This is a genomic window from Streptococcus urinalis 2285-97 (assembly GCF_000188055.2).
Lineage (GTDB): Bacteria > Bacillota > Bacilli > Lactobacillales > Streptococcaceae > Streptococcus > Streptococcus urinalis.
This window is the reverse complement of the sequence record NZ_AEUZ02000001.1, coordinates 1,019,505-1,036,089: the sequence shown is the minus strand read 5'-3', so window position 1 is coordinate 1,036,089 and position 16,585 is coordinate 1,019,505. Positions and strand designations below refer to the sequence as shown.

The 16,585-nt window shown below is 33.3% G+C and carries 15 protein-coding genes, 1 pseudogene and 1 riboswitch; of the genes and pseudogenes, 3 read left to right on the top strand and 13 right to left on the bottom strand.

Features of this window, described 5'->3' with window-relative positions; genetic code table 11:
• Window positions 1-81: 81 nt before the first annotated feature.
• Window positions 82-1,071, top strand: a complete 990-nt coding sequence (locus tag STRUR_RS05280; RefSeq protein WP_006739071.1) for an L-lactate dehydrogenase — start codon at window positions 82-84, stop codon at window positions 1,069-1,071.
• A gap of 86 nt (window positions 1,072-1,157) precedes the next feature.
• Here STRUR_RS05280 and nox read toward each other — a convergent pair whose 3' ends face one another.
• From nox to STRUR_RS05225, 10 genes and pseudogenes are all read right to left on the bottom strand, one after another.
• Window positions 1,158-2,531 carry a H2O-forming NADH oxidase gene (gene nox, locus STRUR_RS05275; protein WP_006739952.1) on the bottom strand — a complete coding sequence of 458 codons (1,374 nt, stop codon included), beginning with the start codon at window positions 2,529-2,531 and terminating at the stop codon, window positions 1,158-1,160.
• Window positions 2,532-2,772: 241 nt separating this feature from the next.
• The gene (locus tag STRUR_RS05270) at window positions 2,773-4,509 is read right to left on the bottom strand and encodes an ABC transporter ATP-binding protein (protein ID WP_006740339.1); all 1,737 of its coding nucleotides are present in this window, start codon (window positions 4,507-4,509) and stop codon (window positions 2,773-2,775) included.
• Window positions 4,499-6,238, bottom strand: a pseudogene (locus tag STRUR_RS05265) (ABC transporter ATP-binding protein). The gene STRUR_RS05270 and the pseudogene STRUR_RS05265 overlap by 11 nt, the downstream one beginning before the upstream one ends.
• A 10-nt stretch (window positions 6,239-6,248) precedes the next feature.
• Window positions 6,249-6,851 (bottom strand): lysozyme family protein, encoded by a 603-nt coding sequence (locus STRUR_RS05255; RefSeq protein WP_006738788.1) that lies wholly within the window; start codon window positions 6,849-6,851, stop codon window positions 6,249-6,251.
• A 1-nt stretch (window position 6,852) separates the two neighbouring features.
• Window positions 6,853-7,830, bottom strand: a complete 978-nt coding sequence (locus STRUR_RS05250) for a nucleoid-associated protein (RefSeq protein WP_006740052.1) — start codon at window positions 7,828-7,830, stop codon at window positions 6,853-6,855.
• Window positions 7,831-9,090, bottom strand: a complete 1,260-nt coding sequence (gene glyA, locus STRUR_RS05245; RefSeq protein WP_006739456.1) for a serine hydroxymethyltransferase — start codon at window positions 9,088-9,090, stop codon at window positions 7,831-7,833.
• A gap of 11 nt (window positions 9,091-9,101) precedes the next feature.
• Complete coding sequence (locus tag STRUR_RS05240; protein ID WP_006739103.1) at window positions 9,102-9,692, bottom strand: L-threonylcarbamoyladenylate synthase; 591 nt, start codon at window positions 9,690-9,692, stop codon at window positions 9,102-9,104.
• Window positions 9,685-10,515, bottom strand: a complete 831-nt coding sequence (gene prmC, locus STRUR_RS05235) for a peptide chain release factor N(5)-glutamine methyltransferase (RefSeq protein WP_006739623.1) — start codon at window positions 10,513-10,515, stop codon at window positions 9,685-9,687. Before prmC ends, STRUR_RS05240 begins: the two co-directional genes overlap by 8 nt.
• The gene (gene prfA, locus STRUR_RS05230) at window positions 10,512-11,594 is read right to left on the bottom strand and encodes a peptide chain release factor 1 (protein WP_006739151.1); all 1,083 of its coding nucleotides are present in this window, start codon (window positions 11,592-11,594) and stop codon (window positions 10,512-10,514) included. Before prfA ends, prmC begins: the two co-directional genes overlap by 4 nt.
• Before the next feature lie 8 nt (window positions 11,595-11,602).
• Window positions 11,603-12,196, bottom strand: coding sequence for a thymidine kinase (locus STRUR_RS05225; protein ID WP_006738584.1), 594 nt, complete (start codon window positions 12,194-12,196; stop codon window positions 11,603-11,605).
• A gap of 130 nt (window positions 12,197-12,326) precedes the next feature.
• On the opposite strand from STRUR_RS05225, the gene STRUR_RS05220 reads away from it, so the two are divergent.
• Together STRUR_RS05220 and STRUR_RS05215 are read left to right on the top strand one after the other, a co-directional pair.
• Window positions 12,327-12,512: a 4-oxalocrotonate tautomerase gene (locus tag STRUR_RS05220; protein WP_006740102.1), complete on the top strand. Its 186-nt coding sequence runs from the start codon at window positions 12,327-12,329 to the stop codon at window positions 12,510-12,512.
• Window positions 12,513-12,531: 19 nt separating this feature from the next.
• Window positions 12,532-13,473 (top strand): FAD:protein FMN transferase, encoded by a 942-nt coding sequence (locus STRUR_RS05215; protein WP_006739424.1) that lies wholly within the window; start codon window positions 12,532-12,534, stop codon window positions 13,471-13,473.
• 25 nt (window positions 13,474-13,498) lie between these two features.
• Here STRUR_RS05215 and STRUR_RS05210 read toward each other — a convergent pair whose 3' ends face one another.
• The 3 genes from STRUR_RS05210 to guaC form a co-directional block, all read right to left on the bottom strand.
• Entirely contained in the window at window positions 13,499-14,770 is a 1,272-nt protein-coding gene (locus STRUR_RS05210; RefSeq protein ID WP_006740532.1) for a nucleobase:cation symporter-2 family protein, read from the bottom strand.
• Window position 14,771: 1 nt separating this feature from the next.
• Window positions 14,772-15,353, bottom strand: a complete 582-nt coding sequence (locus tag STRUR_RS05205; protein WP_006740358.1) for a xanthine phosphoribosyltransferase — start codon at window positions 15,351-15,353, stop codon at window positions 14,772-14,774.
• 81 nt (window positions 15,354-15,434) lie between these two features.
• Window positions 15,435-15,531, bottom strand: a riboswitch (purine riboswitch).
• A 42-nt stretch (window positions 15,532-15,573) separates the two neighbouring features.
• The gene (guaC, locus tag STRUR_RS05200) at window positions 15,574-16,557 is read right to left on the bottom strand and encodes a GMP reductase (RefSeq protein WP_006739172.1); all 984 of its coding nucleotides are present in this window, start codon (window positions 16,555-16,557) and stop codon (window positions 15,574-15,576) included.
• Window positions 16,558-16,585 lie beyond the last annotated feature (28 nt).

Below are 16,585 nucleotides of genomic sequence, written 5' to 3'. Positions count from 1 at the left end.
TTGACAAAATTTTCACAAAGCGTTAGAATGAATTTGTACGAACTAATTAAGCTTCGAAAAAAATTAAGGAGATGTTCAGAAATGACTGCAACTAAACAACATAAAAAAGTTATCCTAATCGGTGATGGTGCCGTAGGTTCATCATATGCTTTTGCACTTGTAAACCAAGGTATTGCTCAAGAATTAGGTATTATTGAAATTCCACAACTTTTCGAAAAAGCTGTTGGAGATGCACTTGATCTTAGCCATGCACTTGCTTTTACGTCACCAAAAAAAGTTTATGCTGCAAAATATGAAGATTGTGCTGATGCTGACTTAGTAGTTATCACAGCCGGTGCTCCTCAAAAACCAGGTGAAACACGTTTAGATCTAGTGGGTAAAAATCTTGCTATTAACAAATCAATCGTGACTCAAGTTGTAGAATCAGGTTTTAAAGGAATTTTCCTAGTTGCTGCTAACCCTGTTGATGTTTTAACTTACTCAACTTGGAAATTCTCTGGTTTCCCACAAGAACGCGTTATCGGTTCAGGTACTTCTCTTGACTCTGCTCGTTTCCGTCAAGCACTTGCTGAAAAACTAGATGTTGATGCTCGTTCAGTTCATGCTTACATTATGGGTGAACACGGTGACTCAGAATTTGCGGTTTGGTCTCATGCTAACGTTGCTGGTGTTAACCTTGAAGATTATCTTAAAGATGTTCAAAACTTTAACGGTGAAGAACTTGTTGAATTGTTTGAAGGTGTCCGTGATGCTGCTTACACAATTATTAACAAAAAAGGAGCAACTTATTACGGTATCGCTGTAGCTCTCGCTCGTATTACTAAAGCTATCTTAGATGATGAAAATGCAGTTCTTCCACTTTCAGTATTCCAAGAAGGTCAATATAAAGGTGTTAATGACTGTTTCATCGGTCAACCAGCCGTAGTTGGTGCACATGGTATTGTCCGTCCTGTTAATATCCCATTGAATGATGCTGAACTTCAAAAAATGCAAGCTTCTGCAACTCAATTAAAAGATATTATTGATCAAGCATTCCAAAATGAAGAATTTGCTGCAGCTGCTAAAAATTAAAGATTAAAAAAAGCTATCTTGCTAGATGGCTTTTTGATTTATATTAAAAAGACTTGGAATAAACCAAGTCTTTTCTTTTTCTATTTCTATTTTGCTGCTAGTGAAGCTTTAGCAATATATGATAATGGTTGATTAAAATGAGGTAAGAAGAACAAATCAAGAAGTGCTAAACGATCAATGGTTACTTTTTCTTGAATTGCGAGTGAGAACATGTGAATACCCATTGAGATATCACCATAAGAAGCCATTTGTGCTCCTAAAACAAGTCGGCTATCTTTGTCATAGACGATTTTAAGTGTTACATCATAATTACCATGTTCCATGAAACCTGCTTTTTGTTGATCCGTAATTTCAGTTACTGCTGGATTAAAACCAAAACGTTTTGCTTTTTCTTCAGTAAGACCGGTTGAAACCATATTCAAGCCAAAAATTGAAATACCGTTTGATCCTTGAACACCTAAAGAATCAATTTCATGACCTGCTGCGTTATGTCCAGCAACCATACCAGAACGAAGTGCATTTGAAGCTAAAGCAATGTAGTTTGTATCGTTGATAGCATTATCATAAACTGTTGCACAATCTCCGATTGCGTAAACATCTTTAATGCTTGTTTCTTGTTTTTTATTTACAAGAAAGGCACCATTACGGAAAGTTTCAAGTTTACCATTTCCTAATGACGTATTTGGACGGAAACCAACAGCTAAAACAACCATATCAACATCACGACTCGTCTTATCTGTTACAATTCGTTCTACTTTGCCATTGCCTTCAATGGCTTTAACAGTCTCACCAAATGCAAGTTCGATTCCATTATCAGATAGATTCTTACGCATCATATCTGAAAGGTCACGGTCATAATAACCTGCTAAACATGTATCAACAACATCTACTAAGACAACTTCTTTTCCTAGACGTTTGAAAGCTTCAGCTAATTCAACGCCAATATAACCAGCTCCAACAACTGCAACTTTATTGAGTTCATCAGATTTTGATTGCAATTTATCAATAACTTGTTGTGCATTTTGGAATAATTTTACAAATTGTAAGTTTTCCAACGTTGCTTCAAATTCTAAGCTACCTTCTTTAATTTCTGCACCTTCAATAGGAGGCAAGATAGGTTGTGAACCTGTTGCTAAAATGAGTTTATCATATGATTCAACATGTTCTTTTCCATCAACTAAAGCAGTAATTGTTTTAGCATCATAATCGATTGATTGAACTGGAGACTTCATGTAAACTGTTGCACCTTTAGACTCTAAAAGTTCTTTATTTGCATAGAATAGACCATCCGAACCAGAAATTTGCTTTCCGATCCAAAGTGCCATACCACAACCTAAAAATGAAATATTTGAATTTTGGTCAAAAACAACAACTTCATTTTCACTTCCATAATTATCAAGAATTGTATTAACACTTGATGTACCAGCGTGGTTTGCACCAACAACAACGATTTTACTCATATAATAAGTAACCTCTTTCATAAATTTTGTTACAAAAACTATTATAGCATAGGTGATTTGAGTCACAAAGTACATTGCTCAAATTTCGTTATTTTTTTCACGATTATTATTAACAAAATAAAACCCCTTACATGATTGATATATGGGAGTTTTATTATTTTGTGATTTTTTTAATATAGCAATAATAAAAGGTTTGTTCAGTGGTAAACAATTTTGTATTATAACACTTTTGTTAACTTTTTTATTGGTATTGACTCATTTGCATATTATAGTAAAACCCTTTACTTGACATCAGACTATCATGAGTACCCTGTTCAATGATACTACCTTTATTCATAACTAAAATTAAATCAGCTTCTTGAATTGTCGAAAGACGGTGAGCGATAATAAAACTTGTTCTTTTTTCCATTAATGTATCAAAAGCACCTTGTACTAATTTCTCAGTTCTAGTATCAATTGATAATGTTGCTTCATCTAAGATAAGTATTTTTGGCTTTTTCAAGAATACTCTAGAGATGGCTAAGAGTTGCTTTTGACCTTGTGACAAATCTCTTCTGTTATCTTCTACTTGTGTCTGATATTGTTTAGGTAATTGCTTAATGAAAAAATCGGCATTTGCGAGTTTTGCTGCTTCTTCAATAGCTGCTTGACTAGCTTTAGGAAAAGCGTAAGCGATATTTTGTGCAATCGTTGTTGATTTTAGCCAAGTTTCTTGTAGTACCATCCCAAAATAATGACGGTATTCTTCTTTATTAAAGTCATAAATAGAATATCCATCAAGCTTGATATCGCCAGAATCAATAGCATAAAATTGCATTAATAAGTTGATAAGTGTTGATTTGCCTGCACCAGTAGGACCGACAATAGCTACTCTTGAACCAGCAGGTATGGAAAAGTTAATATTCTTTAACAAAGGTTTATTTTTTTCATATCCAAAATAAACATTTTCAAATGTGATTTCTCCTTTTATGGTCTTTTTGAGTATGATCTTTTCTTTTCTATCAAAATCTTCTGGCTCATCAATGATTGTATAGAGTCTTTCCGCACAAGCAAGGGCGCTTTGTAATTCAGACAAAACGGATGAAATATCATTGAAAGGCTTTGTGTACTGATTGACATAGTTTAAGAAGGTCACTAATTGACCAATACTAAAAGCATTTGAAAAAATGCGCAAAGCACCGACACCTGCAATCAGAGCGTAAATGACACTATTGATGAATCGTGTTGAAGGATTGATTGTTGAAGAATAAAAAATGGCTGACTGCGAAACATTAGCATAGGTTTCATTAATTTTATTAAATGCGCTATTTACCTGATTTTGTGCATTAAACGATTGTACTAATTCTGCTTGTCGGACCATTTCTTCAACATATTGGCTTTGTTGACCTCGAGATTTTGTTTGTTCTTGAAAAAGATGATAGCTTTTTTGAGCTATAAATCTAGCAAAAAATAAGGATAATGGGGTTAATACCAAAACTAATAAGAGCATCAAAATGTCAATTCGTGCCATACTAATAATAGTAAAAATAATCGTTAATATACCAACAAAAAATTGATTAAAAACAAGTAACAAGCCATTATTCAGCTGATCTGTATCTGTAGTCACGCGACTAACTAAATCACCAATACTTTTTTTATCCAAATAACTAATGGCGATATGGTGAATATTGGACATTGCTCTTTGACGCAAATTCATACAATAATCTAAAGTTAAACGATTATATATCATTGGATTAATCCATTGGATAATGGTATTTAATGCAATAACAACCAACATCATTATCAAAATACCATAAAGTGTTTCATCACTATTAACATTGACAACAGCATCAATAACTTGCCCAATTAAAACTGGCAAATAAACAGTTAAGAAAACTTGGATAATGGTTCCAATGAATGCAATGAAGAACAGTGTTTTATTTTGCATGAGTTCAGAAACTAAACGACTTTGAGTTCCTTTAGCATGTTTACTTTTCATGAGAACCTCCAGTCTCTTGTTCTTGTGACTGATGAATAGCCTGGTAATAGCTATTTTCAGATAAAAGTTGCTGATGATTTCCCAACCCTACTTGACTTCCTTTATCTAAGACTAGAATATGATTAGCAGATGTTAAAGTCCTTGTTCTTTGGGATACAATAACAAGTGTCATTTTTTGTTTTGAAGTTTTGATAGCTTTTAACAGTCGACTTTCTGTCAAATAATCTAAAGCTGAGGTTGAGTCATCAAGAATTAAAATTGGTGCTCTTTTTAAAAGAGCTCTTGCAATCGTTAGGCGTTGCTTTTGTCCACCAGAAAAATTACGTCCAAAAGCTTCAACAGTCGTGTCTAATTGATTTTCTTTTTCAAGAACAAAATCTTTAGCTTGAGCCATTTCAAGTGATTCCCATATCATTTCATCACTAGGATTTTCACTCAACCCTAGAGTGAGGTTTGATCTAATGCTACCTTCAAATAATTGAGCTTCTTGCGGTACATATGCTACCCAATCTCGCCATGTTTTAAGATTTTCAGGTGGATGACCTACATTAAAAATCATTAAATCACCAGTTGTCTTACGATACAAACTTGAAATAAGGTTGACAAGAGTAGTCTTTCCAGAACCAGTTCCCCCAATAATTCCAAGTGTTTCTCCTTCTTTTAGTTCAAATTGAATGTCTTTTAACGAAGCTTCTGAACTATTAGGATAAGAAAATGTTAACTGATTAGTTTCAATCACATGATTCGATTTCGTTTGTGGGACAAAAATAGGCTCAAAAATAGGCTCAGAAGGCCTTTCAAAGATTTGCCATACACGATCAGCACTAATAAATGCTTGATTTAAAGAAGTCACTAACATCGTAAATTTAAGTAATTCTGTTAATATCTGAAGCAAATAATTAACCAAAGCAACCAACATACCTTGCGTTAATAAAGACCTGTGAATCATGACATTCCCACGCCACAAAATAATCACTAAGGTCATGTTAACCAGTAAAAAAGTTAAAGGATTTACCAAACTGGAAATATAAGCTGCTTTTAATTGAACATTGGTAAAATCTTGATTATTTTTTTCAAATTCTAAAATGGCACTTTGAGTTTGAGTAAATGCTCTAATAACACGCATACCTTGAATTTGCTCACGCGTCATGGCCACAATTTGATCTGACTTAACTTTAATCTTTTGATAAAAAGGTGCTAGTATTCGCGATAGCAAAATGACCACTAAAAATAAGAAGACAACCATGATTAAAAACCAAAACGTAAGTTGTTTATTAATTGTAAATGCCATTACAATTGAGCCAAAAACAATAATAGGTGCTCTCAAAAAGAGTCTCAAGAATTGGTTAATGCTGGTTTAAATTTGATAAGTGTCATTAGAGAGACGATTAATAAGACTAGATCCAGTCAATTGATCTCTATCAACCTTTGATAATGTCATAACCTTTTTAAATAAATCTTGTGTCAGTATTTTTGTAAATCCAACAGCAGCTTTTGAAGAAAAATACTGAGCTAATAAGGAGACTGTAATACCAATAACTGCCAATAAGATGAGAAGTCCAATTCGCATAACTAAGCCATTAATCTGATGTTTTGGAATTACTTGATCAACAATACTTGCAATGATTAATGGAACTAACAGTTCAAAGCAAGCTTCTAAAAATTTAAAAAGAGGTCCCAAAATTGTTTCTTTGAGATACCTCTTAAAATAATGCATTAAGTGTTTCATACTTTCCTTCCTAAAACAAAGTCATCAATTCAATTAGATATAAATTAAAATGGACTTGCCTTACATAATAAATATTACCACCATTTTTATAGAGCTTGCCACCAGAAATCAAAGCTAATGGATGATAATAAAAATAAGTTTCTCCACTTTTATTACCAAGACTTGGAGCAACAACTGTTTTGGAGTATTTTTTTGCCAAAGGTATAGTCGTTTTCCCTCCATGTTGCGCAATATATGTGATATAGGCACTACCAAAATTATAAGCCTGAATGGCAGTCCAGTTATCAACACCCGCTTCCTTTGCTTTTGTTAAATTTTCTGAAAGCAAAGAGATCCCTTGTGCGATACTAGTTTCTGAGTCAGTTATTGAATTTGCAACGCCCGAACTTGACTCACTTGATTGCATAACATCATCACTGCTTCCTTTAGTTTCCGTATAAATCATAGCTAAAACAATATTAACATTAGCTTTTGAATCATTACTTGCAAGCGTTTTTTCCACTAATGGCTTATAGGCCATTACAGAATTAACATTTTCATGAATCCGATAGCATTGTATCCCAATGATCAGCAAGATTCCAATAATGATAAGTCTTTTTAACCATTTTTTCATCTTAATTGTTTTTAATATCCTGAATATTTTTAATAAGAATAGAATAGGTTCCATCCTGATTTTGAATAAATTCTACTGTGTCAGCATCTTGATAGATTGCATTAGGAACTAGCAATTGAATCCCATTTGAGAGTGACAGTTTTTGATTTTCCAATTTTTTGGTTTGTCTTGAATGATCAATATCATCAACTTTAACAGGTTGAGGAATCGTTTCTTTTAATCGATCAACAAACGTAAGCCTTGCAGTTAAATTTTGATCAAAAAGTTGGTCGGCTAATGCTTCAGGAGATAGCTCTTTTTTTTCTTCCAAATTTTGATAAATTGTAGATTTAACTTTTGATTGAAATTGAAAATCATCTTGATTGAAATCACCAGCAATCTTTTGCGCAGTCTGTTCAACCATTTTTATAGATTTTTTAACAGATTGCTCTGGTTCAACTTTTAATAAATTTTCTGAAAAATAATTTGCAAATGAACCATTGTGCTTCACCCTTTTTTCAATCAAGTAATAAGACAATGATTTTTTATTAATAATTAATGCTTCATCAGGTGTTTGTGCAGCACTTGGTAAATTATTTTGAGAAAGACCAATAGGATTTTTATCATCTTCATATTGATGAATAAAATTTTCTTTCAATGCTATTCTTAAAAAAGCAAAATGTTCGATACCTTCTTTATCAAATTGGATAAAAACCAAGTCATTAGTCTTTTGATTGTCAGAAATAACAAATTCTTCTTTCCATAATTTAGCAATTTTAATGGATGTCTCTTTTAAATCATCTGACATTAAGTCTAAAAAGGCATTATCCTTTTCAAATTGTCCTCTTTTGGCATCATCAGAAAAGACTTTACTTAGCTTTTTTCTAAAATAATCATCAATTCTAGGTGTAATCTCAAGTATTTCCTTAGATAAAATCAGTTCAGTATCATTTGGCGTGAACTGATGAATAATAATTTGTTTAATATAAAAATCCATCATTTAGTTATGCTCATATATTGGGAATTGATCGGTTAATTGTTTAACATCTTCTTTAATTGTATTTAGAATATCTTGATTATCATGGTTTTCTAATGCCTTTATGATAAAGTTTGCGATCAATTGAGACTCTTTCTCAGTCATACCACGACTGGTAATAGCTGCACCACCAATTCTAATTCCAGATGTTTTAAATGGTGAGAGAGTTTCAAAAGGAATACTATTTTTATTTAAGGTAATGTTAACATCATCCAAAAGATTTTGTGCATATTTACCACTTTCAACAAGTTTTGTAACATCTACAAGAAAGACATGATTTTCAGTACCGCCTGAAATTACTCTAAATTTTGGATGGTCATTAAAAACCTCTGCCATTGCTTTTGTATTCGCAATAACTTGCTTAGCATAATCTTTAAAAGCAGGATCAAGTGCTTCTTTAAATGAAACGGCTTTAGCAGCAATCACATGTTCTAAGGGCCCACCTTGTAATCCGGGGAAAACTGCTGAGTTTATTTTTTTAGCCAAATCTTCATTATTGGTTAAAATGAGTCCACCTCTTGGTCCTCGTAAGGTTTTATGAGTTGTTGAAGTCGTGATATCAGCATAAGGAATAGGATTTTCATGAAGACCTGCTGCAACTAAGCCAGCTATATGAGCCATATCAACCATCAAATAAGCATTTACTTGATCAGCAATTTCTCTAAAAGCTTTAAAATCAATTGCTTTGGAATAAGCTGAAGCTCCCGCAACGATTAATTTTGGTTTTACTGCTTTAGCTTGTTCTAATATAAGATTATAATCTAAACACTCTGTTTCGGGATCAACGCTATAACCAACAAAATGATAAGTTTTTCCAGAAAAATTAACAGGAGAGCCATGAGTTAAGTGACCGCCAGCAGCTAAATCCATGCCTAAAACAATGTCACCAGGTTCAATTAAAGCCATATATGCCGCAGCATTTGCTTGACTTCCAGAGTGAGGTTGAACATTAGCGAATTTTGCACCAAAGAGTTTTTTAGCTCGTTCAATAGCCAAGTTTTCAACAACATCAACATACTGTGTTCCACCATAGTAACGTTTTCCTGGATAACCTTCAGCGTATTTATTGGTTAATACAGAACCTTGTGCTCTCATAACAGCTTTTGAGACAATATTTTCTGAAGCTATTAATTCAATATTATTTTGTTGTCTTTCTTCTTCAGCTCTAACAGCATCCCATAATTCTTGGTCAAAAACTTCCAAATCATCTTGATCAAATATCATATTATTTTCCTCTAAAATTCTAATTCAGGAACTTCTCTTAAAAGTTCAGATTTTGTAATTGCACCTTGACGCAAAATAAGAGCTTTATCTCCAGATAAATCTAGGATAGTGGAATCTTTTCCAGTTAAAGCGCAGTCATCTTCTAGGCCATTGATATGCTCCCCAAACGTTTCTCTAATTTTTTTAAAATATTTACCACTTTCTTGTCCAGAAATATTAGCCGATGGACCAATTAAAGGACCACATTTTTTTATGATAGCTAATGTTTTAGGATGATTTGGCATTCTAAAACCAACAGATTTAAGTCCTGAATTAATCCAAACAGGTACTTTTTGATTAGCTTTTAAAATAATGGTTAATGGACCTGGTAAAAAAGCACTCACTAATTTTTTTAAATAGATTGGTTGTTCACTAGAAAAACGAACGATGTCTTCATAGCTAGAGATATTTAAATTCATAGCCTTATCTCGAGGTCTCTGTTTTAATTGGTAAACTGAATCAACAGCTTTCTCATTTAAAGCTTTAGCAAAAATACCATAAACAGTCTCTGTTGGTAAAATGACAGCTTTGTTTTGATTTAGATCTTCTATTAAATCATCCATTATTGACAATCACCATCCTATCTTTTCCAAATTGGTCTCTCAAAATGCGAACACGTTTTTCTGGAAAATATTTTTCAAATAGGAGTTTTATTGTTTCTCCTTGTTTATAACCTATCTCAAAATAGAGCTTTCCAGATTCATTCAAATAATAGGATGCCTCTTTAGCAATTGACTCATAGATGGAATATCCATTATTTGAAGCAAACAAAGCTAAGTGTGGTTCATGATTAATAACATTTTTTGCAACTTCGGCCTTATCATCATAAGAAATATAAGGTGGGTTAGAAACAATAATATCATATTTTTCTGAAATAGAACTAAAAATATCAGAATGAATAAAAGAGATATTAAGGTTATTTTGTTTAGCATTTTGCTTTGCTAATTGAAGTGCTTCCAAAGAAATATCAGAAGACTGAACGCACCATGATGGACGTTCTTTTTTTAATGACAGAGCAATTGCTCCACTTCCTGTTCCAATGTCTAACACTGAACACCTGTTTTCTGGATTCTCTTTTAAAATCAAGTCAACAAGTTCTTCGGTTTCTGGTCTAGGAATCAAAACACGAGCATCAACCGATAATAGTAAATCTCTAAAATAAGCTTTTCCAGTAATGTATTGTGGTGGCTGATGATCTAATAATTTTTGTTTAATTTCTTGTAAAAGCAACTGATCTTCAGTCGTGATTTCTTCTCTTAAATGCATTAGTAAGTTAAGAGATGTCCAACTTTTCAATTCTTTAAAAACATAAGTGAGGTTTTCTTTATCCTCACCTACTTGTGTTAATGCTATTTCTATTTCTTTGAATGCCTGTGCATAATTCATTGTTTGTTAAGTTCTTCAAGTTTTTGTGTTTGATCGTAAAGTACCAAGGCATCAACCACTTCATCCATTTTTCCAGATAAAATAGTGTCTAATTTTTGAAGTGTTAAGCCAATACGATGATCAGTTACGCGATTTTGTGGGAAATTATAGGTTCTAATACGTTCGGAACGATCTCCAGTACCAATTGTAGATTTGCGTTCCGCATCTTGTTCGTCTTGAGCAATTTGCGCAAAGTGATCAGCAACTCTAGCTCTAATGATTTTTATTGCTTTATCACGATTTTTTTGTTGGGTTCTTTCTTCTTGCATTTCAACTTTGATGCCAGTTGGAATATGAACCATACGAACTGCTGTGGCAACTTTATTGACGTTTTGTCCACCCGCACCAGATGCATGATAAATGTCCACCCGCAAATCCTTTGGATCAATATCATATTCAACTTCTTCAACTTCTGGCATCACTAAGACGGTGGCAGTTGAAGTATGGACACGACCTTGGCTTTCTGTGACAGGAACACGTTGAACACGGTGGGCACCTGATTCGTATTTTAATTTTGAATAAACAGATTGACCTGAAACCATTGCGACAACTTCTTTGATACCACCAACGCCATTATATGAAGCCTCCATGATTTCAAATTTCCAACCTTGACTTTCAGCGAATTTTTGATACATGGTCAATAAGTCACCTGCAAAAAGTGCGGCTTCATCTCCACCTGCAGCACCTCGAATTTCAAGAATGATATTTTTATCATCATTAGGGTCTTTTGGAAGAAGTAAAATTTTGAGTCGTTCTTCATAATCATCTTTGGTTTGTTTTGAGTCCTTCAACTCTTCTTTAGCCATTTCTTCAAGTTCAGCATCACCACTTGTTTCTTTAAGCATGTCTTCAGCATCAGAAATGTTTTGCAACACTTGCTTGTACTCACGATAAGTTGTCACAGTATCTCGGATACTTGCTTCTTCTTTTGAAAGGGACATGAAGCGTTTTGTATCTGAAACGACTTCTGGATCACTTAATAGTTCCCCTAATTCTTCATAACGATCTTCGACAGCTTGTAACTGGTCGTATATATTCATTTTTTGTACTATCCTTCTTCATCTTTTCTATTTTCAATTGTTGGATGAAAATAATGCTTTCGACAAACTGGTATATAAGTTTCATTACCACCTATTTGGATTTGGTTTCCTTCGTAAACTGGTTTTCCATTTTCGGTTCTCAAAACCATTGTTGCTTTCTTACTACAGAATTGACATATTGTTTTTATCTCATCAATCTTATCTGCCAGTAAAAGTAAGTATTTGGAACCTTCAAAAAGTTCATTTTGGAAATCATTTTTTAGACCAAATGCCATAACAGGTACATTTAATTCATCAACAACTCTGGAAAAATCATAAACATGTTTTTTAGTTAAAAATTGGCATTCATCGATTAATACACAATAAGGTTTTTCAGGCATCTTTTCAATAAATGAAAAAACATCCATGTCATCCGTAATAGCGACAGCTTCTCTTCTCATCCCAATACGACTAGAAACAATTCCGAAACCATCTCTTGTATCTAGTGCACTAGTCATAATAACAACTGGTTTTCCTTGCTCTTCATAATTATGAGCAACTTTTAGAATTTCAATGGTCTTACCAGAATTCATGGTACCATACTTATAATACAATTGTGCCAAAAGACAACCTACCTTCAATTATGATCACTCTATTTTATCATAAATCTATGCATTTGGCGAAGGTGGGCTTACTGCCTTTTTTAAATCAATCTATGTTATAATGAAACTATTATAAAAAGGAGGTATCTTTATGCCATTTGTACATATTGATTTATTTGAAGGTCGTACTCAGGAGCAAAAAAATCAAATCGCAAAAGAAGTTACTGAAGTCATTTCTCGTGTTGCTGAAGCACCAAAAGAAAACATTCATGTCATTATTAATGATTTGAAAGAAGGGACCTACTTCCCTCAAGGTGAGATGAAAAAGAAATCCTAAAAAAAGACTAGGAGATATTATGCTAGCAAATCAATCCATTTTTTTAATGGGAACACGAATTGACATTCAAATCGAAAGTAAACAAGCAGACCAGTTGATTCAAGAAGTCATTGAACTGCTTCATCTGTATAACAAACGATTCAGTGCTAATGATGAAAGTTCTGAATTAGCTGTTGTTAATCAAAATGCTGGTGTAAAAAAAGTCATTGTTCATCCCGAATTATTTGAATTGATAACAATTGGAAAAAAACACAGCTTAGATGACCCATCAAATTTAAATATTGCCATAGGTCCATTAGTTCAGACCTGGCGAATTGGTTTTTCTGACGCAAAAAAACCTGATGATCAGACCATACAAGACAAACTAAGCTACTGTCATCCAGAAAATATTATTTTAAATACAGATAAAAAAAGCGTCTTTCTCAGTAAAACTGGTATGAAAATTGATTTGGGCGCTCTTGCAAAAGGATATATTGCTGATAGAATTATCGATTTTTTGAAAGCAAATGGTGCCACATCTGCACTCATTAATTTAGGGGGGAATATTCTCGTTTTTGGACCAAATCCTAAACGTGACAATCACATTTGGAATGTGGGAATTCAAAATCCTTATAAAGAAAGAGGAAATAATCTAGCAATTCTTCCAATTCTTAATCAATCTGTTGTAACTTCAGGGGTTTATGAAAGACAATTAAAGACAACTGATGGTAAAACCTACCACCATATTTTTAATACTAAAACTGGCTACCCTATTGAAACTAAGATGATGAGTTTAACAATAGTCGCAAAGCTATCCTGTGATTGTGAGATTTGGACAAGTCGCTTATTTGGTTTAGATATTCATTTAGCTTTAGAAACAATAAATGCAACACCTGGAATTGAAGGAATTATTGTCACCCAAGCATTAGATATTATTATTAGTGATGAGTTAAAACAAAAGTGTTATTTATTACCAAAATAAAAAATGATGCTAAGCATCATTTTTTTTATTTCTTTTGATACCCATTAAAAACGAGGTTTAGTCCTACTGATGTTATAGTTGCTATGACAATGCCATTTGTCAAAAACATATTAGCAGTTGTTGGTAAACTTGAAAAGAAGTTTGTATCATTAAAACCAACTCCAGCCGAAATTGAAACTGCAGCAATAATGAAGTTATACTCATTATTTTTAAAATCTACTCTATTTAACATCTGCATACCCTGTAGAGCAACCATTCCAAATAAAACTAACATAGCACCTCCAAGTACAGGACTTGGAATCATTTGAGCCATTGCTCCAAATTTAGGTAACAAACCAATAACGATAAGAAATACTGCAGTGTAGTAAATAGGTCTTTTTGTCTTGATTCCTGATAATTGAACCAAGCCAACATTTTGTGAAAATCCTGTATAAGGGAAAGTATTGAATAATCCACCAAGTAATACAGCCAAACCTTCTGAACGGTAACCATTACGCAAACGTTTACTATCTAACGGGTCTTGTGTTAAATCTGAGAGAGCTAAGTAAACACCAGTAGATTCGACCATTGAAACGGTGGCAATGATACACATCATCACAATGGACGTTATTTCAAATTTTGGCATTCCAAAATAAAATGGTGTCGGAACATGTACCCATGGTGCATTTGTAACAACACTTGTGTCAACAAGACCCATAAAGGCAGCAATTATCGTTCCTCCAATTAAACCAATAAGAATAGATATAGAGCGAATAAATCCTTTTGTAAATTTTTGAATACAAAGAATAATTAATATAGTCAATAATGCCAAAATCATACTTTGAGAAGTTGGCTTAGAAACATTATTTCCCATATTTCCCATTGCAACGGGAATCAATGTTAAACCAATTGTAGTAATAACAGAACCTGTTACGATTGGTGGAAAGAAATTAGCAACTTTAGAAAAAATCCCTGCAATTAAGATGACATAGATACCCGAAGCAATCAAAGCACCAAACATTGCTCCTGAACCTTGATGGGCCCCAATAATAGATAATGGAGCAACTGATTGGAAGGCACACCCTAAAACTACTGGTAACCCAATACCCGTTTGTTTTGTCACTTTTAATTGTAAAAAGGTGGCAACTCCACACATAAAAATATCTGTAGAAATCAAATAAGTTAGCTCTTTTGCAGAATAACCAAGAGCACCTGCGATCATGATAGGAACCAGAATCGAACCGGCATACATGGATAATAAATGCTGTATTCCTAAAATTGCAGATCGGGAATGTGTGTGTTGGTTTTGTGTAGACATTTTATGCATCGGCCTCCAAGAAATTCAAACTACCGTTTTCAAAATTTTTAATACGCGCCAGTGATGTTACCTTAACACCACTATTTTCTAATAAAGATCTACCATCTTGAAATGATTTTTCAATAACTATACCGACTCCTTCGACACTTGCACCAGCCTGATTAATGATATCAATCAACCCTTTCGCTGCTTGTCCATTAGCCAAAAAATCATCAATAATTAAGACTTTATCATTTTGTGATAAAAATTTACTAGCTATTGAAACAGTGCTAGTGACTTGTTTTGTAAATGAATATACTTCTGCTGTTAGGATACCTTCTGTCATGGTAATATTTTTATGTTTTTTAGCAAAAATCATTGGAACATCAAGTTCTTGGGCAACGTATAGAGCTGGAGCAATTCCTGATGCTTCAATTGTAACAACTTTTGTAATACCTAGAGATTCAAAGGTTTTAGCAAAAACCTTTCCAATTTCAGTCATCAGTTTAAAATCCACCTGGTGAGTTAAAAAGCTATCCACTTTTAAAATATTGTCGCCTAAAATATTACCGTCTTTTAGAATGCGATCTTCCAATAATTTCATATTACCTCCTAAATCAAAAAGAAAAAGAGCTTGCTACAGTGTTTTTTCAATTCAGAAAAGACACTGCTAGGTATAAACCAAGCAAGCTCTATGCTCACTTATTGTTAGACATTTCCGGTGTCTTGTAGAGACTCTGCGCCAATTCACAGTATAAATAAGTATTTATTCATTTTATATTATGCTCATTTTAACATAAATCATCAAAATAGCAATGCTTTTTTTAGATACTATCTCCATTCCAAATAGAATTTTTAACAATCACATAATTAACACGAGTTAAACTTGCTATGTCTTTTCCTCCAGCGTAGGAGATAGAACTTTGAAGATCCTGTTGCATCTCGATTAAGGTATCTTCTAAATGATCTTTTGTCGGTAACAGAATTTTTTTACCTTCAACGTTTTTGTGTTCACCTTTTTGGTATTCAGATGCTGAACCATAGTATTCTTTAAAGGTTTGACCATCGATTTCCACTGTTTTTCCAGGACTTTCAATATGTCCTGCAAATAATGAACCGATCATAACCATCGTTGCGCCAAATCTAATAGATTTAGCAATATCACCATGTGTCCTAATACCACCATCAGCAATAATTGGTTTACGTGCAGCTTTAGCACACCAGCGAAGTGCAGCTAACTGCCAACCACCAGTTCCAAAGCCGGTTTTAACTTTAGTAATACAAACTTTACCAGGGCCAATGCCGACTTTTGTAGCATCGGCACCAGCATTTTCTAATTCACGAACAGCTTCTGGTGTCCCTACATTACCAGCAATAACAAATGTTTCAGGTAATTCTTTTTTAATATGCTTAATCATATTGATAACACTATCGGAGTGTCCATGTGCAATATCAATTGTAATAAATTCAGGTTGATCATTTTTTAATGAACTAACAAAATCATATTCATAATGTTTTACCCCAACTGAAATAGATGCAATGAGACCTTTATCATGCATTCTTTTGATAAAGGGTTGTCGTTTATCTTCTTCAAAACGGTGCATGATATAAAAATAACATTTTTCAGCTAATTCTTCTGCAATAGACTCATCAATAATCGTTTGCATATTTGCTGGAATAACTGGTAATTTAAAAGTATAGTTTCCTAATTTAACTGAAGTATCAGCTTCAGAACGGCTAGAAATAATACATTTATTAGGAACTAATTGAATATCTTCGTAATCAAATACGGGCATGTCATTATACATAAGACATTTCTCCTTATATTTTCAAATG